Origin of the sequence: Prochlorococcus marinus str. MIT 9314, assembly GCF_000760035.1 — a bacterium.
Taxonomy (GTDB): domain Bacteria; phylum Cyanobacteriota; class Cyanobacteriia; order PCC-6307; family Cyanobiaceae; genus Prochlorococcus_A; species Prochlorococcus_A marinus_B.
In genome coordinates this window covers 24,379-44,581 of sequence record NZ_JNAO01000004.1, presented here as the reverse complement: position 1 = coordinate 44,581, position 20,203 = coordinate 24,379, and the positions used below count along the sequence as shown (strand labels likewise).

General features: G+C 33.7%; 23 protein-coding genes. 14 read left to right on the top strand and 9 right to left on the bottom strand.

What is annotated here, in order from left to right:
• Positions 1-75 precede the first annotated feature (75 nt).
• Positions 76-804 carry an LPS export ABC transporter ATP-binding protein gene (gene lptB, locus EU98_RS07040; protein WP_032515223.1) on the top strand — a complete coding sequence of 243 codons (729 nt, stop codon included), beginning with the start codon at positions 76-78 and terminating at the stop codon, positions 802-804.
• A 112-nt stretch (positions 805-916) separates the two neighbouring features.
• Positions 917-1,846: a c-type cytochrome biogenesis protein CcsB gene (gene ccsB / locus EU98_RS07045; protein WP_032515221.1), complete on the top strand. Its 930-nt coding sequence runs from the start codon at positions 917-919 to the stop codon at positions 1,844-1,846.
• Positions 1,847-1,867: 21 nt separating this feature from the next.
• Here ccsB and rpe read toward each other — a convergent pair whose 3' ends face one another.
• Positions 1,868-2,626, bottom strand: coding sequence for a ribulose-phosphate 3-epimerase (rpe, locus tag EU98_RS07050; protein WP_032515220.1), 759 nt, complete (start codon positions 2,624-2,626; stop codon positions 1,868-1,870).
• Between the two features lie 187 nt (positions 2,627-2,813).
• Between rpe and glpX the strand changes: the two genes are divergently transcribed.
• The 7 genes from glpX (at position 2,814) to EU98_RS07085 (ending at position 9,764) form a co-directional block, all read left to right on the top strand.
• The gene (glpX, locus tag EU98_RS07055) at positions 2,814-3,815 is read left to right on the top strand and encodes a class II fructose-bisphosphatase (RefSeq protein ID WP_032515218.1); all 1,002 of its coding nucleotides are present in this window, start codon (positions 2,814-2,816) and stop codon (positions 3,813-3,815) included.
• 18 nt (positions 3,816-3,833) lie between these two features.
• Positions 3,834-5,144, top strand: coding sequence for a glutamyl-tRNA reductase (locus EU98_RS07060; protein WP_032515217.1), 1,311 nt, complete (start codon positions 3,834-3,836; stop codon positions 5,142-5,144).
• Positions 5,145-5,274: 130 nt separating this feature from the next.
• Positions 5,275-6,570 (top strand): glucose-1-phosphate adenylyltransferase, encoded by a 1,296-nt coding sequence (locus EU98_RS07065; RefSeq protein WP_032515216.1) that lies wholly within the window; start codon positions 5,275-5,277, stop codon positions 6,568-6,570.
• A 95-nt stretch (positions 6,571-6,665) separates the two neighbouring features.
• The gene (gene gndA, locus EU98_RS07070; protein WP_032515215.1) at positions 6,666-8,084 is read left to right on the top strand and encodes an NADP-dependent phosphogluconate dehydrogenase; all 1,419 of its coding nucleotides are present in this window, start codon (positions 6,666-6,668) and stop codon (positions 8,082-8,084) included.
• Entirely contained in the window at positions 8,072-8,809 is a 738-nt protein-coding gene (pgl, locus tag EU98_RS07075; protein WP_032515213.1) for a 6-phosphogluconolactonase, read from the top strand. The genes gndA and pgl overlap by 13 nt, the downstream gene beginning before the upstream one ends.
• A 30-nt stretch (positions 8,810-8,839) precedes the next feature.
• Positions 8,840-9,388: a CIA30 family protein gene (locus EU98_RS07080; RefSeq protein WP_032515212.1), complete on the top strand. Its 549-nt coding sequence runs from the start codon at positions 8,840-8,842 to the stop codon at positions 9,386-9,388.
• Positions 9,378-9,764, top strand: coding sequence for a hypothetical protein (locus EU98_RS07085; RefSeq protein ID WP_011818278.1), 387 nt, complete (start codon positions 9,378-9,380; stop codon positions 9,762-9,764). The genes EU98_RS07080 and EU98_RS07085 overlap by 11 nt, the downstream gene beginning before the upstream one ends.
• 21 nt (positions 9,765-9,785) lie before the next feature.
• Here the strand turns inward: EU98_RS07085 and ilvD are convergent, their stop codons facing one another.
• From ilvD to EU98_RS07100, 3 genes are read right to left on the bottom strand one after another with little or no spacing between them, the layout of a single operon-like run.
• A complete protein-coding gene (gene ilvD, locus EU98_RS07090; protein ID WP_032515211.1) occupies positions 9,786-11,459 on the bottom strand; it encodes a dihydroxy-acid dehydratase in 1,674 nt (557 codons plus the stop codon).
• Between the two features lie 23 nt (positions 11,460-11,482).
• The gene (locus tag EU98_RS07095; RefSeq protein ID WP_011376338.1) at positions 11,483-11,773 is read right to left on the bottom strand and encodes a hypothetical protein; all 291 of its coding nucleotides are present in this window, start codon (positions 11,771-11,773) and stop codon (positions 11,483-11,485) included.
• Positions 11,774-11,802: 29 nt separating this feature from the next.
• The gene (locus EU98_RS07100) at positions 11,803-12,420 is read right to left on the bottom strand and encodes a uracil phosphoribosyltransferase (protein ID WP_032515210.1); all 618 of its coding nucleotides are present in this window, start codon (positions 12,418-12,420) and stop codon (positions 11,803-11,805) included.
• 63 nt (positions 12,421-12,483) lie between these two features.
• Between EU98_RS07100 and EU98_RS07105 the strand changes: the two genes are divergently transcribed.
• From EU98_RS07105 to purQ, 5 genes are all read left to right on the top strand, one after another.
• Positions 12,484-12,996, top strand: a complete 513-nt coding sequence (locus EU98_RS07105) for a pentapeptide repeat-containing protein (protein ID WP_032515209.1) — start codon at positions 12,484-12,486, stop codon at positions 12,994-12,996.
• 9 nt (positions 12,997-13,005) lie between these two features.
• Positions 13,006-14,070, top strand: coding sequence for a GTP-binding protein (locus EU98_RS07110; RefSeq protein ID WP_032515207.1), 1,065 nt, complete (start codon positions 13,006-13,008; stop codon positions 14,068-14,070).
• 46 nt (positions 14,071-14,116) lie between these two features.
• Positions 14,117-14,281: a hypothetical protein gene (locus tag EU98_RS09730; protein WP_193742990.1), complete on the top strand. Its 165-nt coding sequence runs from the start codon at positions 14,117-14,119 to the stop codon at positions 14,279-14,281.
• A 97-nt stretch (positions 14,282-14,378) separates the two neighbouring features.
• Positions 14,379-14,633, top strand: a complete 255-nt coding sequence (gene purS / locus EU98_RS07115) for a phosphoribosylformylglycinamidine synthase subunit PurS (protein WP_011376342.1) — start codon at positions 14,379-14,381, stop codon at positions 14,631-14,633.
• A 1-nt stretch (position 14,634) separates the two neighbouring features.
• Positions 14,635-15,300 carry a phosphoribosylformylglycinamidine synthase subunit PurQ gene (gene purQ, locus EU98_RS07120; protein WP_032515206.1) on the top strand — a complete coding sequence of 222 codons (666 nt, stop codon included), beginning with the start codon at positions 14,635-14,637 and terminating at the stop codon, positions 15,298-15,300.
• 49 nt (positions 15,301-15,349) lie between these two features.
• Here the strand turns inward: purQ and fba are convergent, their stop codons facing one another.
• From fba to accD, 5 genes are all read right to left on the bottom strand, one after another.
• The gene (gene fba / locus EU98_RS07125; protein WP_025881177.1) at positions 15,350-16,423 is read right to left on the bottom strand and encodes a class II fructose-bisphosphate aldolase; all 1,074 of its coding nucleotides are present in this window, start codon (positions 16,421-16,423) and stop codon (positions 15,350-15,352) included.
• Between the two features lie 147 nt (positions 16,424-16,570).
• Positions 16,571-17,638, bottom strand: coding sequence for a class I fructose-bisphosphate aldolase (locus EU98_RS07130; protein ID WP_032515204.1), 1,068 nt, complete (start codon positions 17,636-17,638; stop codon positions 16,571-16,573).
• Positions 17,639-17,741: 103 nt separating this feature from the next.
• Positions 17,742-18,839 (bottom strand): Gfo/Idh/MocA family protein, encoded by a 1,098-nt coding sequence (locus EU98_RS07135; RefSeq protein ID WP_032515348.1) that lies wholly within the window; start codon positions 18,837-18,839, stop codon positions 17,742-17,744.
• A complete protein-coding gene (locus EU98_RS07140) occupies positions 18,829-19,233 on the bottom strand; it encodes a hypothetical protein (protein WP_032515202.1) in 405 nt (134 codons plus the stop codon). Before EU98_RS07140 ends, EU98_RS07135 begins: the two co-directional genes overlap by 11 nt.
• 1 nt (position 19,234) lies before the next feature.
• Complete coding sequence (accD, locus tag EU98_RS07145) at positions 19,235-20,116, bottom strand: acetyl-CoA carboxylase, carboxyltransferase subunit beta (RefSeq protein WP_025881187.1); 882 nt, start codon at positions 20,114-20,116, stop codon at positions 19,235-19,237.
• Positions 20,117-20,203 lie beyond the last annotated feature (87 nt).

Here is a 20,203-nt window from a genome sequence, read left to right as displayed (position 1 = left end):
ATCTTCAATTAAATTATTATTATCTATTTCATTTTTTTTTCAAGAAAATAAGAAAACTAATCGATCTCAAGGAAAATGAACCTAAAGATTCATAATGTATCTCTTTCAATTAAAGGAAGATTAATTGTAAATGATGTTTCGATAACTGTTAATCCAGGGGAAGTTGTAGGTTTGATGGGACCTAATGGTGCTGGGAAAACTACAACTTTTAATCTTGCAGTTGGGAATATAAAACCGGATAAAGGTAAAATTTTAATGAATGGGAAAAATATAACCAATCTTCCTCTACCAATTAGATCAAGACTTGGGTTAGGGTACTTAACTCAGGAAGCGAGTATATTTAGAGATCTCACTGTAAAGGATAATATAGATTTGGCTTTACAAAATGCATCTTATAGTAGAGCAGCGATAAGAAATAGAAGAGAACAATTAATTAATGAATTTAATTTGAATAACTTTGTAGATAATTATGGTTATCAACTTTCAGGAGGAGAGAGGAGGAGGTGTGAGATAGCTAGGGCTCTTACTGTAGGCAGAAAAGGACCTAAATATTTGTTATTGGACGAACCGTTTGCTGGGATCGATCCTCTAGCTGTTAATGATCTAAAGAAACTAATTCTTAAATTAAGTAGCGATGGGGTGGGGATTCTTATTACAGACCATAATGTGAGGGAAACCCTTCTAATTACTAATAAATCATATGTATTAAGTGCAGGAACAATCTTAGCTAACGGTTCATCAAGTGAATTGGCTGATAATCCAATAGTTAAGAAGTATTACCTAGGAGATAATTTCAAACTTTGAAATGCTTTTTAAAATAAATTAAAACTTTATTATTAAAGAATTACTCATATAAGAATTATTTAAATTATTATTTGTTTGTCATTGAATATTAAAACTTGAGAAATTTCTAGAAATGATACTAGATAATTTTTTTAAAAATATAATATATGAACCAGTTTCAGTTTTAGGTCTTTTAGTTTTTTATTTTTTATTAATTAACTTACCTATATCTTTGGGTGCAGTTTTTAAAAAAAAGTCTTCTTCTGCTGTAAGACTTATTACGATTTTAGTGAACTTACTAATAACATTACAATTACTTTTTAGGTGGTCAATTTCTGGGCACTTTCCTATTAGCAATTTGTATGAATCTCTTTATTTCCTGACTTGGGGTATCACATTAGGTCAACTATTGGTTGAAAGAGAATACCAAGCTCCAATAATTCCCTCAATTGCTATACCTATCGAGTTACTGACTGTGTCTTTTGCTTGTTTTGTTTTGCCTGAGGATTTGAAATTATCATCCAACTTGGTTCCAGCTTTGAGGTCTAGTTGGTTAGTAATGCACGTTAGCGTCGTAATGCTTAGTTATGCAGCATTAATAATAGGTTCTTTACTTTCGATGTCCGTTTTATTAATCAATAAAAATAAGCCACTTCAAATCAGAAGTAGTTCTACAGGTATAGGAGGATTTAAACTTTCAAACAGCTATTCTTTAAATGAATTAGTTGAACCTATTGAATTTTCGCATTCAGAAGAATTAGATACATTAAGTTATCGTTCTATATTAGTAGGTTTTGTTCTTTTGACTCTCGGTTTGATTTCAGGTGCAGTTTGGGCTAATGAGGCCTGGGGTACATGGTGGAGTTGGGATCCAAAAGAAACATGGGCATTTATCTCATGGTTGTTTTATGCCGCTTATCTGCATATGAGAATAAGCAAGGGTTGGCAAGGACGCAAACCAGCATTATTGGCTTCTACAGGCTTTTTAGTTGTTTTAGTATGTTATTTAGGAGTTAATTTTTTAGGAATAGGGTTGCATAGTTATGGATGGATATTTGGGTGAGTTTTTAATCATCAAGAATATTTATTGAGGTTCTGAAAGGACATTCCCTTTTTGTGCTTCTAGTGCGACTTTTCTTAAGTCATCACATCCTTCTTTTAATGTTGGGTAAGCAAACATTCCGCTACCTGCAATAAAACAATTAGCACCAGCATCGGCACATTGTGAAATAGTCCAGTTTGCTTTTATCCCTCCATCAACTTCAATATCGACATTTAAGTTTTTTTCGATAATAAAGTTTCTTATTTCTCTGATTTTATTAAGCATTGTTGGTATGTAAGCTTGTCCTCCAAAGCCTGGATTAACTGTCATAACCAAAACATGATCAACCATATCCATAATATTTTTAATCATTTCAAAAGGAGTATGAGGGTTTAATGCAACAGAAGGAGATCCTCCTAGATCTCTTATTCTTCCTAGAACTCTATGCAAATGAATATTTGCTTCGGCATGAGCTATTACTACTCCTGGTTCACCATTCGCCCCTTTTGTGGCGTTTACATAAGATTCAAGCATGGTTTCACAGTTGTATTGACTCACCATTAATTGAGTTTCAAAAGGGACATTGCAATATTTCCTGCATGCAGCAATCATTTCAGGACCGAATGTAAGATTTGGCACGAAATTCCCATCCATTACATCAAATTGAATTCTATCTACCCCAGCTTCTTCTAGCTCTTTCACACATGCTCCCATATTGGCCCAATCTGCTGGTAAAACTGAAGGAATTATTTGAATTGGTCTATTAGTACCAGCTAAATTTACTTGATTTGACTCAGTCATTTAATTTTTAAAATATTTAATAAAGATACTATATTTAGTTGTTTATTCCTAATTTCAAGTCACGGGCTGATAAAGTAACAGCTGTAAAGAGTTAAAAAAAGCTTACTAGCATAATAATTTTCATAAAAAATGCCATTTTTTATGAGATCATACTCAAAACCTTTTAGAAAATCCTAAAAATTTAATTGTGAATCAAACTTTAATTCAAGAAATTCTCGAAGTTGTCGAGCAAGCTGCTATTGCCTCAGCAAAACTAACAGGACTCGGTCAAAAAGATGAAGCTGATGCTGCAGCTGTCGAAGCAATGAGATTGCGAATGGGCAAAATTGAAATGAAAGGGAAAATTGTTATTGGAGAAGGTGAAAGAGATGAAGCACCTATGCTTTATATAGGTGAAGAGGTTGGTAGTGGAAGTGGCCCAGGGGTCGACTTTGCAGTAGATCCTTGTGAAGGAACTAATCTTTGTGCAAATAATCAAAGAGGGTCTATGGCTGTTTTAGCTGCCTCTGATACGGGTGGTCTTTTCAATGCTCCTGATTTTTACATGAACAAATTAGCAGCGCCTCCTGCTGCCAAAGGTAAAGTAGATATTAGAAATACAGCTACTGAAAACTTGAAAATACTAAGTGATTGCTTGGGTCTTTCTATTGATGAGCTTACTGTTGTTGTAATGGATAGAACTAGGCATAAAGATTTAATTAAAGAGATTCGAGGATGTGGTGCAAAAGTGCAACCGATTTCTGATGGTGATGTTCAAGCTGCGATTGCATGCGGTTTTGCAGGAACTGGAACACATTGCTTGATGGGAATAGGTGCAGCTCCTGAGGGTGTTATTTCAGCTGCTGCAATGAGAGCTCTAGGCGGACACTTTCAAGGCCAACTAGTTTATGATCCAGCGATCGCTCAGACTTCTGAATGGGCTGATTACACAAAAGAAGGCAATATAAAACGTCTTAATGATATGGGCATAACCGATATAGATAAAATCTATGAAGCTAATGAATTGGCATCGGGAGAAAATGTTGTTTTCGCTGGAAGTGGAATAACTGATGGATTACTATTTGACGGAGTTAAATTTGAAAGGGATTGTGTTAGAACAAGTAGTCTGGTTATTAGTACATTAGATAGTACTGCAAGGTTCACAAATACTGTTCATATAAAAGATGGTGCTAAGAGTATCAGCCTTTAAAAATTCATTGTTGATATTATGCACATTGTTGTCGTCGGACTGAGTCATCGCACGGCACCTGTTGAAGTGCGTGAGAAATTAAGTATTCCTGACCAATCCATAACAGAATCATTGAAAGCATTAAAAGCTTTCTCTGATGTCTTAGAGGTGTCAATCTTAAGTACTTGTAATAGGCTGGAAATATATGCACTAGTAAAGGATAAAAATACTGGAATTTCATCTATAAAAGAATTTTTATCAGAATATTCTGGAATTATTTTTGAAGATTTAAATCCACATCTGTTTTGCTTTAGACAGGAAGAAGCAGTTTTGCATTTGATGAAAGTCTCGGCAGGACTCGATAGCCTCGTTTTGGGGGAAGGACAAATCCTTTCGCAGGTAAAAAAAATGATGAGATTAGGTCAAGAGAATCAATCTACTGGACCAATTCTTAATAGATTATTAACTCAATCAGTTAGTACAGGTAAAAAAGTAAGATCTGAAACAAATTTAGGAACTGGAGCCGTATCAATTAGTTCAGCAGCGGTAGAACTTGCCCAATTAAAAATTGGACAAGAAAATGGTTTTGATACTCTTGTAAGCTTGGAATCAGAGAACGTTCTTGTTATTGGCGCCGGACGAATGAGTAGGCTTTTAATAACTCATTTAAAATCAAAAGGATGTCATAAACTTATCCTTTTAAATAGAAATATTGATAGAGCATTAAATCTAGCTCAAGACTTCCCTGATTTAGAGATTGTTTGTAGAGGATTAAACGAATTAGAAGAAAATATATCACTATCTTCCATTGTTTTCACTAGTACTGCTTCTGAAGAACCAATTATTGATCTCGCAAAAATTGAAAAATTAAATTTGAGTAATAGACTTAAATTTATTGATATTGGGGTACCGAGAAATATATCTAACGATGTTAAACAACATGAATTTGTAAAATCATTTGATGTTGATGACTTACAAGAGGTCGTTTCAAGAAATCAAGAATTTAGACAGAAAATAGCAAAGGAAGCGGAATCTCTAGTAGAAGAAGAAAGGATCATTTTTCTAGAATGGTGGGCAAGTTTAGAGGCCGTTCCAGTAATAAATAAACTTAGATCAGATTTGGAGCTAATTAGAAAAGAGGAATTGCAAAAAGCACTTAGCAGAATGGGACCAGATTTTTCGGCTCGAGAAAGAAAAGTTGTGGAAGCTCTGACTAAAGGAATAATTAATAAAATACTTCATACGCCGGTCACCAAGTTGAGAAGTCCTCAATCAAGAGAAGAAAGACAAGTTTCTTTGAAAATCGTTGAAAAATTGTTTTCTTTGGTAGAAGAGGATAAAAATAACTAACTTTTTTCGATTTATATTAAGTTTTTCCAGTGATTTATCGGAATACCTTTGTAAACTGACCATCTGTATTTCTAAATATGCCCATAATCAGTTACTTTAGTTAGTTGTATATCTACATCCATTAGTTTGAATGAAGCGCGTGTTGGCCATAATCCTCGGAGGAGGAAAAGGTTCTAGACTTTACCCTCTAACAAAAATGAGGGCTAAACCTGCTGTGCCATTGGCAGGTAAGTATCGTTTGATAGATATTCCGATTAGTAATTGTATAAATTCAGGCATTGAAAAAATGTACGTATTGACCCAGTTCAATAGTGCATCTCTAAATAGGCATATAGGAAGAACCTATAATTTAAATGGCCCTTTCGGTCAAGGATTTGTGGAGGTTTTAGCAGCACAACAGACTCCTGATAGCCCGAAGTGGTTTGAAGGGACTGCTGATGCTGTAAGAAAATACCAATGGTTATTTCAAGAATGGGATGTTGATGAATATTTAATATTGTCAGGAGATCAACTGTACAGGATGGACTACAGTTTATTTGTTCAACATCATAGAGATAATGGCTCTGATCTAACTGTGGCAGCTTTGCCTGTTGATGAAGCTCAAGCGGAAGGTTTTGGCCTCATGAGAACTGATGATGTAGGAAATATTAAAGAATTCAGTGAAAAGCCTACTGGAGAGAAGTTGAAGGCAATGGCTGTAGATACTTCAAAATTTGGTTTAAGTAAGGAGTCAGCTGCCGAAAAACCATATCTAGCCTCTATGGGTATTTACGTTTTTAGCAGAAATACTCTTTTCGATCTTCTAAATAAATTTCCTAATTATACGGATTTTGGTAAGGACATAATTCCAGAAGCCCTCAATAGAGGCGATACTCTTAAAAGTTATGTATTCGATGATTATTGGGAAGATATCGGTACCATTGGGGCATTCTTTGAGTCAAATCTTGCATTGACTGAGCAACCAAAACCTCCATTTAGTTTTTATGATGAGAAATTTCCAATTTATACAAGACCTAGATTTCTCCCCCCTTCTAAACTTGTAGATGCTCAAATTACTGATTCAATAGTTTGTGAAGGTACAATCTTAAAGTCATGCAGTATTTTACATTGTGTTTTAGGTGTAAGAAGTAGGATTGAGAGTGACTCGGTTCTTGAGGATACTCTTGTTATGGGAGCCGATTTCTTTGAATCCCCTGAAGAGAGGACTGAATTAAGAAAAGGGGGCGGAACGCCTCTTGGAGTAGGTGAAGGGACTACTGTAAAAAGAGCAATTCTTGATAAGAATACAAGAATTGGTGATAATGTCGTGATCATTAATAAAGATCGAGTAGAAGAAGCAGATAAGCCAGAATTAGGCTTCTATATTAGAAATGGAATTGTTGTAGTAGTTAAAAATGCCACTATTGCAAACGGAACTGTTATTTAAATCTTTTCCATCATTTTTCGCTGACATAAGTATTTTTTTTGAGCAATTTTGTTGAGTTGCAGGCAAACTATATTTATTGAGTTTTTTAATTTTTTATGTCCAAGGCACATTTTGGTTTAATAGGTCTTGGTGTTATGGGCGAAAATTTAGTTCTTAACGCAGAGAGAAATGGATTTTCTAGTGTAGTTTTTAATAGGACTTACTCAAAAACCGAAGAATTTTTACAAGGTCGTGGCCTCGGGAAGAATATAGAAGGAGCTGAAACTCTTCAAGAATTTGTTAACAAGCTTGAGAGGCCAAGAAGAATTCTAATGATGGTAAAAGCTGGCCCCGCAACAGATGCTGTCATTGATAATATTTCTGAATATCTCGAGGAAGGAGATTTATTAATAGATGGCGGTAATTCTCAATTTAAAGATACAGAAAGAAGGGTGAATACTCTAGAAAGTAAAAGTTTTGGATACATTGGGATGGGAGTCTCTGGAGGTGCCAAAGGAGCTCTAGAGGGTCCAAGTATGATGCCCGGTGGTACTAAAGCTTCATATGATGCAATAGAAAGCTTATTAACAAAAATGGCTGCCAAAGTTGAAGACGGACCATGTGTTGCATATGTTGGACCAGGAGGCTCAGGTCATTTTGTGAAAACTGTTCATAATGGAATTGAATATGGAATTGAACAAATACTTGCAGAAGCTTATGACCTTATGAAGAGAGTTAAAGGTATGAACGGTCAGCAAATGTCAGAGGTATTTGGTATTTGGAATAATACTGATGAATTAGCTTCTTATCTTGTTGAGATAACAGAGATTTGTCTCAATACAAAAGATGAGATAACTGGAGATGATGTCGTGGAAAAAATATTAGATAAAGCTGGCCAGAAAGGTACAGGGTTATGGACTGTTGTAAGTGCTCTAGAGCTGGGGGTATCAGTCCCAACTATTTATGCATCTTTAAATGCAAGAGTAATGAGTTCTTTAAAAGAGCAACGTAGTGAGATTGAAAAAACTATCCCATCTAAAGAGATAGAGGATTTCGATTTAGGAAATTTATCAGATGGAATGAAACCTTTATTTGATGCTGTAGTCCTTGCCACAATTGCTAGCTATGCCCAAGGTATGGATATTTTAAGAGAAGCATCTGTAGTATATAGCTATGGTTTGAATATGCCGTCAATTGCTCAAATATGGAAAGGTGGTTGCATAATTAGATCAAAATTATTAAGTAAAATTCAAGATGCTTATAACAAGGATCCTAATCTAAGAAATTTAATTTTTGATGATTGGTTCAATAATGAAATCGCGACAAGATTAGATAACTTAGCTAGAGTTGTCTCTTTATCCACAAAAGCTGGTATACCAGTCCCATGTCTATCCAGTACCTTAGATTATTTGAATAGTTATAGAACCGATAGACTTCCTCAGAACCTTGTTCAGGCAATGAGAGACTGTTTTGGCTCTCATACATATGAAAGAATTGATAAGGAAGGTAGTTTTCATACTGAATGGATGAAATGATTGAAAAGGTTAAAAATGGATATACACTTAACATTTACAAAGACAAGTTAGAGCTATCTACAGCGGTTTTTAAGTTTATTGAAAGTTACATTATTCATACTTTAAAAGAAATAGACAGGTTCAAATTTTGTGTAAGTGGAGGTTCAACTCCTAAATCTGTCTATAAGCTTTTATCAAAAAGTGATCTTAGATGGGATATGGTTGATGTCTTTTTAGGGGATGAAAGATGTGTTGATCAAAATTCAGAATTGAGTAACTCGTTAATGTTGAAGAATTCATTGTTAACTAATTTTGGATCTAAAGCTTTTTTTTATGAAATTTTCAATGATTTTAATGCTGATGATGAAGCTATAAAAAATCAATTTATTTCTAAATTATTTGAAAAATGCGGATCAAACCCTCCAACTTTTGATTTAACATTATTAGGTCTTGGAGACGATGGTCATACAGCCTCACTATTCCCTTACCAAAAAAATAATAATGTAGATGATTTTGTTATTTTTAATGAAGGTAAAGGTTTAAAAAGAATTTCATTAACTCCAAAGGTTCTTTCAGCTTCTTCAAAGATAGTATTTTTAGTTAGTGGAGCTTCTAAAAGAATTGCGCTTGAGAGGTTATTAGATGAAAAAGAGCCACCAGATAGAACACCATCAAAATTAATAAAATCTATTAATCAAATTTCAATATTTTGTGATCAGGAATCAGCAAAAGAATTAGAAATTTAGTTAAAGTCTATTAATAATTTAAATTATTTAATGAGTAAGAAAAAATTTTTATTCCAGAAAAACGAGTTCGATGGTTGGAAAACATTAAATGATACTGTTATGGGCGGATCAAGTTCAGCTTTTTGTGAAATTTCAAATTCGGGTTTAATATTAAAGGGTAATATTGTTGAGAAAGCAGGAGGATTTGTTAGTTGTAGATCGTCTATATATAAACCTTCTTTAAATGTATCTGAGTATTCATCCTTTGAATTAAATATTGATGGAAAAGGAAGAACTTTTAAATTTGCTGTCGCTTGTGAAGATGATCTACTCGGACTAACCGAATTTATTCCGGGTGGACTTAGATGGATTAAATCATTCCCAACAAAAAAATTCGGGACAACAAATATTCAAATTCCTTTTAGTGAGTTAAAACCTTCAGTAAGAGCTAATAAAGTACGTTTTCCATTTAAATTCAAGCCATCTAAAATTAAAAGATTGCAATTACTACACTCTAAGTTCGGTGATGATGGATTACTTAATAATGAGTTTAAACAGGGTTCAATAAAAGTTTTAATTAAATCAATAAGTGTTATTTGAAAATCCACCTAAAAATATAGAGAGCTTAATCGCTAAGTCAGCAGATTTAACAAATAAACCTTTTGTTCATTCTGTAGTAAAAATAAATGGTGAATACGAATTCGAAGATGAAGATATTGATTTAACAGTTAATATTTTATGTCGAGATAAAGAAGGTAAAAGATTAGAAATTTATGATCTTGAATTAGAACTTTTTAAATCAAATAAAGAATTGGTTTTAGTAATCTCTAAGCTTAACTTCCCTGATGAACCAATATTATGGTGTGGAGTTAAAACATTATGGATGGATAGCAATAATGGGAAAAAATGCAACTCACCAAAATACAGCGCTAGATTGGAAAATTTAGCAAATAGGATAAAAAGTTTTATTGATTAAGAAAATAAAATTTGAGCTGATTTATAAATCAGTAACAGCTCCTAAACTTGATGTGCTTACGATTCTCGAATATTTTGAAAGAATTCCTCTTTTGTATTTTTGAATAGGTTTTACCCAATCTTTTTTTCTTTTTTCTAATTCTTCGTCAGATAAATCAACTTCAATTAGTTGTTTTACAGCATCTACTGTAATTAAATCACCTTGTTTTATTAGAGCAATATTTCCTCCTACAGCAGCCTCTGGAGCTATGTGACCCACAACAAGGCCATAGGTACCCCCGCTAAATCTACCATCGGTAATTAAAGCCACCTTCTCTCCTAGCCCTTGACCAACAATCGCAGATGTTGGAGCTAACATTTCTCTCATACCTGGACCTCCTACAGGACCTTCGTTTCTAATAACAACAACATCACCAGCTTTGATATCGTTATTTAATATCGATTTTAAACAATCTTCTTCACTTTCAAAAATCTTTGCGGGACCTGTTAATACAGGGTTTTTTACTCCGCTAATTTTGGCTACAGAACCTTCGATCGCTAAGTTACCTTTTAATATCGCTAGATGTCCTTTTTTATAAAGAGGGTCATTTATGTCTCTTATGACATTTTGATTTGTTGGAGGCATATCTGGAATATTCTGTAAGTACTCTGAGATGGTTTTCCCTTCAATGTTTTTGCAATCGCCATGAATTAATCCTGCATTCAAAAGTATTTTCATTACTTGTGGAATCCCACCTGCCTTATGAAGATCCACCGTCACATATTTACCACTCGGTTTAAGGTCACAAATAACTGGTACTTTTTGTCTGATTCTCTCAAAATCATTAATGTTGATATCTATTCCTGCAGTATTCGCAATAGCTAAGATGTGCAATACCGCATTTGTTGATCCGCCAATTGCCATAATTACTGATATTGCATTTTCAAATGCTTTCTTTGTCATTAGGTCTAGAGGTCTTATATCTTTTTCTATTGCAGAGACTAATATCTCAGCACTTTTATCTGCACTTAGTTCTTTTTCAAGATCTTCAGCAGCCATAGTGGAACTGTGAGGAAGACTTAACCCTAATACTTCAATAACCGCAGACATTGTATTAGCTGTAAACATTCCTCCACAGCTACCAGCACCAGGAATACAATTTTTCTCAACTTGGATTAGCCTTTCTTCATTAATTTTGCCTGATGTTAATTGCCCAACAGCTTCAAATGCACTAACAACAGTAAGATCTTCTCCATGCAATTTCCCAGGCTTTATTGTCCCTCCATAAATGAAAATTGAGGGAATATTCATTCTTGCAATCGCAATCATGGCACCCGGCATATTTTTATCACATCCACCTATAGCAAGTACTCCATCCATACTCTGAGCATTGCATGCTGTTTCAATTGAATCAGCAATAACTTCTCTTGAAACTAGGGAATATTTCATGCCCTCTGTCCCCATAGAAATGCCATCACTTACTGTTATAGTCCCAAACATCTGAGGCATCCCACCTGATCTTTTTATAGACTCTTCAGCTTTTAAAGCTAACTTATTTAAACCCATATTGCATGGTGTTATGGTGCTGTATCCATTTGCAACTCCAATAATAGGTTTATTAAAATCTTCATCATTAAATCCAACAGCTCTTAACATCGATCTGTTAGGGGATCTTTGCACACCTTGGGTTATTGCAGATGACCTGAGTTTATTCATATTATTTGAGAACCTTTTTTATTCTATTGCCCCAACTCTTCAAGTTGCTTCCTCACATCAGCAATTGCAGAATTAAGTTGCTCAACTTTCTTCTCCAGATTCTCTCCTTCAACTTCATTTATATTTTCATTTGAATCAATCGCTTCTGAGCCGTCTTGAATTCTGGAGGAATACATCATTGCTTTTTGTTTTTTTTCCTCCTTTCTTTTGTCTGCTTCGGATATTAACCACCAAGCTAGACCTGCTGCTCCAATAAAAGCACCGCTTATTAATGATAAAAGATTATTTGAAGACGAATCTCTGTATTCAGACATTGGTAAAATATTTACTCCTATATTCTATATTAGTTCTTATCTTGAAATATAGTACTTAAACGCGATAGAGGATTCCCAATACCCGGTACTAATAATTGTGTTTTTTCGTCTTCCTCATCTATGCAAGAAGTGTAAATTACCTGATTAGGGAGTAATTTCGCAATTTCATTTAACCCTTTATTTGAGCAAATAGCAGTTATTAAAAGAATCCTATTTGAATCAACACCTAATTCCTTTAATTTAATTAAAGTTTCTAATGTTGGTGATTTTGTTGTTATTTGTTCTGAATAAAATATAACTCCTTCATTTGATTCAATAATTTTTGGAAGTTCTCCTAATAAGAGGGTTGAATTAGGAATTACTTCTTTAGATCCAAACCAAAGAGATAACCCTTCGGGCAACATTGCGAGCACTTTTATTGGATAATCGTTATTAATAAAGAATCCATCTGCGTTTCCATTATTAGTATTTACTATCTCTTTTTTATATGGCAGCCAATTACGCAATGCTTCATATGTAAGCCATTTCCCTAATTGCTCATATCCTGTTGAGTACAAAATATTTGGAGTATTTTTTTCTCGCAATATTGAAAGCCAATGTTTTATTAATGGATGAGGAGGAACAATAACCTTTAGTGACATTGCCATATATTTTCCTTTAAGATACTCTTACAAACTTTAAATACTTAAGTTCTAAAATACAGTCTTATTATGATTAAATCAATTGTTTTCCACTCACTAAAGAATGCATTAATTACTTTGTTATTCGTTGGGATTTTATTTTTTAATTCTGTAAATTCTGCATGGGCTAAAAGACCTCCTGAGATTAGAAACCAGCAAGACCTTAATCTAGAGCCAGATATGCATGGTCAAGACTTAAGCGGTAACGAATACGTTAAGTTTGATTTGAATGGGTTTAATTTCAGTGAAAGTAATTTAGAAGGGGCGGTGTTCAATAATAGTAAATTGCAAAACTCAAAGTTTACTGGAGCAAATTTAAGAGATGCACTAGCTTATGCAACAGACTTTACAGATGCTGATCTTTCGGATGTTAATTTTACTAATGCCTTATTAATGGAGAGTAATTTTGAAGGTGCAAAAATAGATGGTGCAGATTTTACTGATGCTGTTCTTAGTCGTACACAACAAAAACAATTATGTGCGATTGCTAATGGCACAAATAGTTCTACAGGAGAGAGTACAGAATATAGCTTAGGTTGTTAATCATCAAAGATGAAAAAAAAAATTCCAGTTATTGTTGTTTCGGGATTTCTTGGTTCAGGTAAAACAACTTTTCTAAGATATCTATTAAAAGAGAGTAATAAAAAATTTGGTTTAATAATTAATGAATTTGGTGATGTTGGAATTGACGGTGATTTGATTAAAAGTTGTGAAAAATGTGATGAATCTAAAGACGACTGCGTAATTGAATTAAATAATGGATGCTTATGTTGTACTGTTCAAGATGATTTTGTTCCATCAATAAAAGCTCTCCTAGAATTTAATCCTTCTATCGAATCAATAATTATCGAAACAAGTGGCTTAGCACTACCAATTCCCTTAATTCAAGCACTTAATTGGCCTGAGATTAGGTCTTCCATCTACCTTGATGTTGTTGTTGGTATCGTTAATGGAGAATCAATGCTTAATGGTTCACCAATTAATGATTTAAATAAAATAACAAAACAATATAATGAAACAGATAAAATTGATCACAACGCCACTATAGATGAACTTTTTGAGGAGCAATTAGAAGTTTCTGATATCGTTTTAGTCTCTAGATCAGATATCTTAAATGATGATCAGTTTGATGTTGTAAAAAATAAAATTCAAGGAAGTCTAAACTCAACTACACCTGTCCTTAAATCCAAGAAGGGCAAAATTGATTTGAATTATCTATTCGATTTTAATTTTAAAAAAGAGACTTATAAAAAATATTTAACTGAAGAACATGACCATAATCATGTTGAGCTTGTATCAGATTCAATTAAATCAAATTATTTCCTTGAAAAAAATGACTTTGAAAAGGAGATGTCAAAAATATTGGATAAATTAAACATTCTTCGAATAAAAGGACGTATTTGGATACCGAATAAATCATTGCCTTTACAAATACAAATTGTTGGAAAGAAAATTAATACTTGGTTTGAAGAAGCTCCAGACAATTGTTGGAGACCAAATGATGATGCTGGGCTTGAATTAGTAATAATTTCCTTTGATGAAAAATCTATAAAAAATTTCAATAGAAAAATTAAAGAGAAATTTAAGATTTTAAGTGACCCAAAAATAGCAATTTGACTTTATAGTTAGCTGTCGGGATACTAACTACAGTAGACAGCCCAAGATGAAAAATTCAAAAATTACTTTAAAACAAATAATCTCTGACGAAGTTACATCAATTGATAAAATAAAATGTTCAAAATGTGGAGGGGCAGGAAATTTTAAAACACATGAAAATTCAAGAAGAACTTGTTTAGTTTGTTTTGGTAGAGGCTACATAAATATTTAATAATTCAGAAAACCTTAAGGTAAAAATATTTGTTTATTAATCAATAGTTTTTTTTATTAGAATTTAAACTAATCTTCTAATAGAAATTAATTTTTAATTGGACCAATTTGCTGTAAAAGTTTTTGTAAGACTAAGACCCTCAGTTTTAGATCCAGCAGGGGAAGCTACCAAATCTGCTTCTATAAAACTTGGAGCCGAAGGAATAAAATCACTACGTATAGGAAAAATGATTGAGGTAAAAATAGAAGGTAATGGTGAAAACGAAGTAAGAGAAAAAATTGATTTATTGTGTGATAGGTTATTCGCAAATACTGTTATTGAAGATTATGAGTATTCACTAGAAAAATTATAAGATGGATAATTTTACTGTAGGAGTTGTTGTCTTCCCTGGTTCTAATTGTGATCGTGATGTTTCATGGGCATTGGAAGGTTGTTTAGACATAAGAACAAAATACTTGTGGCATGAGTCTTCAGATTTAAGCAATGTAGATGCAATAGTTTTACCCGGAGGATTTAGCTATGGTGATTATTTAAGATGCGGAGCAATAGCGAGATTCTCTCCATTAATAAATGCTTTGGATGACTTTGTGAAAAGTGGAAGAAGAGTTTTAGGAATTTGTAATGGGTTCCAAATTTTGACAGAATCAGGATTTTTGCCTGGTGCCCTTACTACAAATAAAAATCTTAATTTCATCTGTGATGATGTTGAACTTGATATTGTTTCTTCAAAGGGAGGTTGGTTTAATGATGGAGTTGAAAAACAAACTATTAAGTTACCCATAGCGCATGGGGAAGGAAGATATCATTGTGATTCTGATACTTTAAAAAAACTTGTAGATAACGAATTGATATCTTTGAGATATAAAAATAATCCTAATGGATCCTCATTCGATATCGCAGGCATAACTAATGAAAAGGGTAATGTTCTAGGTTTAATGCCTCATCCAGAGAGAGCATGTGACGAGACAATTGGAGGGACTGATGGTCTCTTTACATTAAAATCATTAATATTGAAATAAAAAAAGACCCCCATTTTTGGAGGTCTTTTTTATTTTATTTGGGAAGAAATTAAACAGTAGCTTTTACTTTGGGATCTAATTCACCTTTAGCGTAAAGATCAGCAAAGTAATTGGTGCTGTTTTGCTTGATCTTACTTGCTTGACCTTCGCACCAGAACTGTTTGTATCTATCAAGACAAACTTGCTTCATGTATTTTCTAGCAGGCTTGTTGAAATGTCTTGGGTCAAAGTTTGCTTTATCAGCAAATGCTGCCTCTCTTACCGCGGCAGTGAAAGCAAGTCTGTTATCGGTATCGATGTTGACTTTCCTAACTCCATTTCTTATTCCCTCTTGAATCTCTTCAACAGGAACACCATATGTTTGAGGAATTTCACCACCATATTTGTTAATGATATCCAACCATTCTTGAGGAACTGAACTTGATCCATGCATTACAAGATGGGTGTTTGGAAGTGCTTTATGAATTTCAGCAATTCTGCTTATTGCAAGAACTTCTCCTGTAGGTTTTCTTGTGAATTTATAAGCACCATGACTTGTACCTATAGCAATAGCTAATGCATCAACTTTTGTTTTAGCAACAAAATCTGCAGCTTCTTCAGGATCAGTCAAAAGCATATCAGTAGAAAGTTCACCTTCAAATCCATGACCATCTTCTGCTTCACCTTTCCCTGTTTCTAATGAACCTAAACAACCTAATTCTCCTTCAACACTAACTCCAACTGAATGAGCAAAATCTACAACTTTTTTAGTAACTGCAACATTATATTCGTAACTAGCAGGTGTTTTTGCATCTGCCTCTAGAGAACCATCCATCATTACTGATGTGAAACCATTTATTGCTGCTGAATAACATGTTGATGGCTCATTACCATGGTCTTGGTGCATTACCACTGGAATATTAGGATATGTTTCTGTGGCAGCAAGGATTAGATGACGTAGGAAAATTTCTCCTGCATAATTTCTTGCCCCTCTTGAAGCTTGGAGGATTACAGGACTATCAGTTTCATATGCTGCTTCCATAATTGCTTGAACTTGCTCAAGGTTATTAACATTGAAAGCTGGAATACCGTAACCATTCTCAGCAGCGTGATCTAAAAGTAGTCTTAGTGGAACGAGAGCCATAATTAAAATAAGTTAAATGCTATATAAAGCATATGTTTCCGAGAGTTTAGTATAAAGAGGTATCAAATGTCACGTCATTAGATATACAAAATACTAAATTAAAGAAACTAATTTTATGACCCAGAGTATATTTTTAGGATTTTTTAGTTAGTAAGTGTAGCCTGCCACAAACAATTGCTCATCAGATGAAGGTTGAGATCCTGCTACATAGGCACCTTTTGAAGCTTCAGAGTTTGCTTGAGCTCTTGCTATTAATGCTTTTTGACCTCCTTCAACGTCGCATCCTTTCCAGGCCTTTAAGCATGAGTGCTGTAATGCTCTTCCATAAGAGAATGAAACATTCCATAAAGCTTTCCTGTAAAGAGTGTTCATATTATTTAGATAAACAGAAGCAGCTTCTTCGCTTAACCCTCCTGATAAGAAAACTATTCCAGGAACAGATGCAGGAACGCATCTTTCCATAGTTCTAATTGTCATTTCAGCAACCTTCATAGGATCAGCCTTTGTTGGACAATCTGCTCCATTAACAGTCATAGAAGGTTTTAATAGAGAGCCTTCTAGAAAAACTCCATTTGCTTGACAGGCAATATAAACCTGCTTTATTACCTCTTCTTGAACTTCAGCAGTTTTTTCAATAGTATGGTCACCGTCCATTAAGATTTCAGGTTCAATAATTGGTACTAACCCAGATTCTTGAACTGATCTTGCATACCTTGCTAATCCCCAAGCATTCTCTTGAATTGATAGTTTTGAAGGATAACCATCATTTGTAATTTGCAGAACTGCTCTCCACTTTGCAAATCTGGCACCTTGTTCATAATATTTTGCGGCTCTTTCAACTAACCCATCTAGGCCAGAGCAAAAAGTTTCTACATCTCCACCTCCTGGAAGTGGATTTAGGCCTTTATCGACCTTTATACCTGGAATAATACCTAATTCATTTAGTTTCTTAACCATTGACTCGCCATCTTGGTGATTCTGATAAAGAGTTTCTTCGAAGAGGATTGCTCCACTTATATATTTGCCAAGACCCTCTGTAGTAAAAAGCATTCCTCTATATGCCTTCCTATTGTCTTCAGTATTCTCAACGCCAATTCCAGCGAGTCTTTTACCTACTGTTTTAGTGGATTCATCTACCGCTAATATTCCTTTTCCTTTAGAAGCTAGTAATTGAGCATTTTCTTTAAGCTCATTTTTGTAATAATTTAAAGCCATTCTTTAATAATTCAGTTCAATTGATTTTTCCAGAATATGAAAAAAAAATAAAATCAATCCAATACTTTATCGGGTGATAATTGCTACTTATAAATGTATAGCCTTAAATTTTTATACTTAATCCACTTTTGGAAGATTCTCTTATGGCTTCGCAAACTTTATGACTAGCAAGTCCCTCGCATAAGCCTGGGATTACAGGTGTTCCATTAATTATACTCTGTGCCCATAAATTTTGAATTCTCAAAACTGGAGCTATTCTCCCATCAGTCCATGTTTTTTCAAAATTAAAACTTGAATCTGCAGTGAGATTTTGTATTTTATTTTCGTTGTTTGAATATTTCAAATTAAAACCATGTACATAATCTTTTTGGTTTTCGCTTTTAAGAATTAGTGAACCTTCGCTTCCATATATTTCTAAACTAAATCCTCTACCATTTTTAGAAATTGATGATAAAGATACCTGACATGGAATAAGATTTGAGCTGTAGTTTGATATTTCTATATTGGCTAAACATACATCTTCACTCGTAACATCATTTGAATCAGATGAATTAGGTAAAGGTCTTTTTTTTATTGATGTTGCTAACTTGCCAGACACGTTTATTGCTTCTCCAAAAAACCAATTCAACATATCGAATGCATGAGTACCTAAAGCGCCAATAACTCCTCCACCTTTTTCTTCCAATGAATACCAATTCCAGGATCTTTTGGGGTCGGATCTACTGCCCATTAACCAATCTAATTTGACTAAATATATATCTCCTAAGATATTTTCATCAATAAGTTTTTTTGTCTGAAGGAAAAGAGGTACTGCTCTATATTCAAAATCAACACATACGCTTAAATTATTAATCAAAGATATTCTCTGAAGCTCTTCAATTTCTGAGGAGGTTATTGAAACGGGTTTTTCTAGGAGCAAATTTTTATTGTTCTCAAGGGCTTGTTTTGCTAACTTAAATCTTGATTCGGGAGGAGTGGCAATAATAATTCCATCAATTTTTGGAGATTTAATTAAGTCTTCCCAATTGTGAAAAAAATCTAAGCCCGTTTCTTTTTCTAATATCGACTTTTGCTTTTTCTCGTAATGATAAATTGCTACAGGAGTTAAGTGATCAGACTCTTTTAATGCCTCTAAATGAACTTTTTTCCCAAATCCTAGTCCAGCGACTGCTATTTTTAATTTTTTATTTTTAGTATTCATTCTTTTTATTAATAAACTCTGAACAGCTATTTTCAATAACAACATCTATAAGTTCATCATTATTAGAAGTTTGCCATTTTGAATTGAATTGAGGAATTCCATTTATTGATGTATCTTTGAACTTTTTTTCATTGCAATTAATTCTCATTACATAAAGTGATAACTCTCCATCATCATCAGAATTAGTTGGATTCTTAAAGAACTTTGTTAATACACTTATTTCGCCATTTGGGAGCGACTTAATACTCCCTTTATCAAGCCATTCCTTCCCATCATCATTTTCTTTAAGGAGAACCCAATCAACATTTCCTATCGCATATGAATAGGAGGCAAAGTTTAAAATAAAGAGTAGAAGGCTTAAAGAAAAATAAAATAAATTAGAAATTATTCTCATTTTATATATTTGATTCTGCGAGTTCTTTTACACCATGAATTTTTAAAATTTTAGTCAAAGTATCCTTGAGATCTTTCCTTTTCACTATTACATCAACAAAACCATGCTCAAGCAGATATTCAGCTGTTTGAAAATTATCGGGTAATTTTTCTCTTAATGTTTGTTCTATAACCCTTCTTCCAGCAAATCCAATAAGTGCTTTAGGTTCCGCCAAAATTAAATCACCTAACATCGCAAAGCTGGCTGTTACCCCTCCAGTAGTTGGATGAGTTAACAATGGCATATATAGGAGATTTTTCTCTTTATGTTTTTTTAGTGCTCCAGATATTTTAGCCATTTGCATGAGACTCAACATACCTTCTTGCATCCTTGCTCCTCCTGATGCGCAAACAATAAGAATTGGAAAATTTTCCAAAGTTGCTCTCTCAATTATCCTTGTAATTTTTTCACCAACTACTGAACCCATGGATCCTCCCATAAATCTAAAATCCATAACAGCTAATGCTAAAGGCATTGAATTTACAGAACAGATACCTGTTACGACTCCATCTCTTAAACCGGTACCTGCTTGACTTTCTTTAATACGATCAGCATACGCTCTTCTATCTTTAAAACCCAAAGGATCTGTAGGACTTAGTGAACTATCAAATTCTTTGAATGAATTTTTATCAGCAATTATATTTATCCTTTCATCGCTATTAATCCTATTGTGGTGTCCACAATTACTACAAACATTGAAATTTGAAATTAGGTCTTTTCTATAGGCTACTTGCGAACACTCTGAACATTTAACCCACAAACCATCTCCTTCGTCAGTATCTTGGGAAACTTTCCCAACAAATTGATCTTTACGCCTTGCGGCAAACCAGTCGATTAATGACACAACTTTTCCTTTTTTTTCTATTTAAATCTAAGTAAGGTACTTTTATCAAGAAAGATATATAAAAATTTGAGATCCTCTAGATTAAAA

Coding starts and splice junctions, on each gene's coding strand:
- lptB (WP_032515223.1), top strand. CDS start 76: ATGAACCTAAAGATTCATAATGTATCTCTTTCAATTAAAGGAAGATTA.
- ccsB (WP_032515221.1), top strand. CDS start 917: ATGATACTAGATAATTTTTTTAAAAATATAATATATGAACCAGTTTCA.
- rpe (WP_032515220.1), bottom strand. CDS start 2,626: ATGACTGAGTCAAATCAAGTAAATTTAGCTGGTACTAATAGACCAATT.
- EU98_RS07060 (WP_032515217.1), top strand. CDS start 3,834: ATGCACATTGTTGTCGTCGGACTGAGTCATCGCACGGCACCTGTTGAA.
- EU98_RS07065 (WP_032515216.1), top strand. CDS start 5,275: ATGAAGCGCGTGTTGGCCATAATCCTCGGAGGAGGAAAAGGTTCTAGA.
- gndA (WP_032515215.1), top strand. CDS start 6,666: ATGTCCAAGGCACATTTTGGTTTAATAGGTCTTGGTGTTATGGGCGAA.
- pgl (WP_032515213.1), top strand. CDS start 8,072: ATGGATGAAATGATTGAAAAGGTTAAAAATGGATATACACTTAACATT.
- EU98_RS07080 (WP_032515212.1), top strand. CDS start 8,840: ATGAGTAAGAAAAAATTTTTATTCCAGAAAAACGAGTTCGATGGTTGG.
- ilvD (WP_032515211.1), bottom strand. CDS start 11,459: ATGAATAAACTCAGGTCATCTGCAATAACCCAAGGTGTGCAAAGATCC.
- EU98_RS07095 (WP_011376338.1), bottom strand. CDS start 11,773: ATGTCTGAATACAGAGATTCGTCTTCAAATAATCTTTTATCATTAATA.
- EU98_RS07100 (WP_032515210.1), bottom strand. CDS start 12,420: ATGGCAATGTCACTAAAGGTTATTGTTCCTCCTCATCCATTAATAAAA.
- EU98_RS07105 (WP_032515209.1), top strand. CDS start 12,484: ATGATTAAATCAATTGTTTTCCACTCACTAAAGAATGCATTAATTACT.
- EU98_RS07110 (WP_032515207.1), top strand. CDS start 13,006: ATGAAAAAAAAAATTCCAGTTATTGTTGTTTCGGGATTTCTTGGTTCA.
- EU98_RS09730 (WP_193742990.1), top strand. CDS start 14,117: ATGAAAAATTCAAAAATTACTTTAAAACAAATAATCTCTGACGAAGTT.
- purQ (WP_032515206.1), top strand. CDS start 14,635: ATGGATAATTTTACTGTAGGAGTTGTTGTCTTCCCTGGTTCTAATTGT.
- fba (WP_025881177.1), bottom strand. CDS start 16,423: ATGGCTCTCGTTCCACTAAGACTACTTTTAGATCACGCTGCTGAGAAT.
- EU98_RS07130 (WP_032515204.1), bottom strand. CDS start 17,638: ATGGCTTTAAATTATTACAAAAATGAGCTTAAAGAAAATGCTCAATTA.
- EU98_RS07135 (WP_032515348.1), bottom strand. CDS start 18,839: ATGAATACTAAAAATAAAAAATTAAAAATAGCAGTCGCTGGACTAGGA.
- EU98_RS07140 (WP_032515202.1), bottom strand. CDS start 19,233: ATGAGAATAATTTCTAATTTATTTTATTTTTCTTTAAGCCTTCTACTC.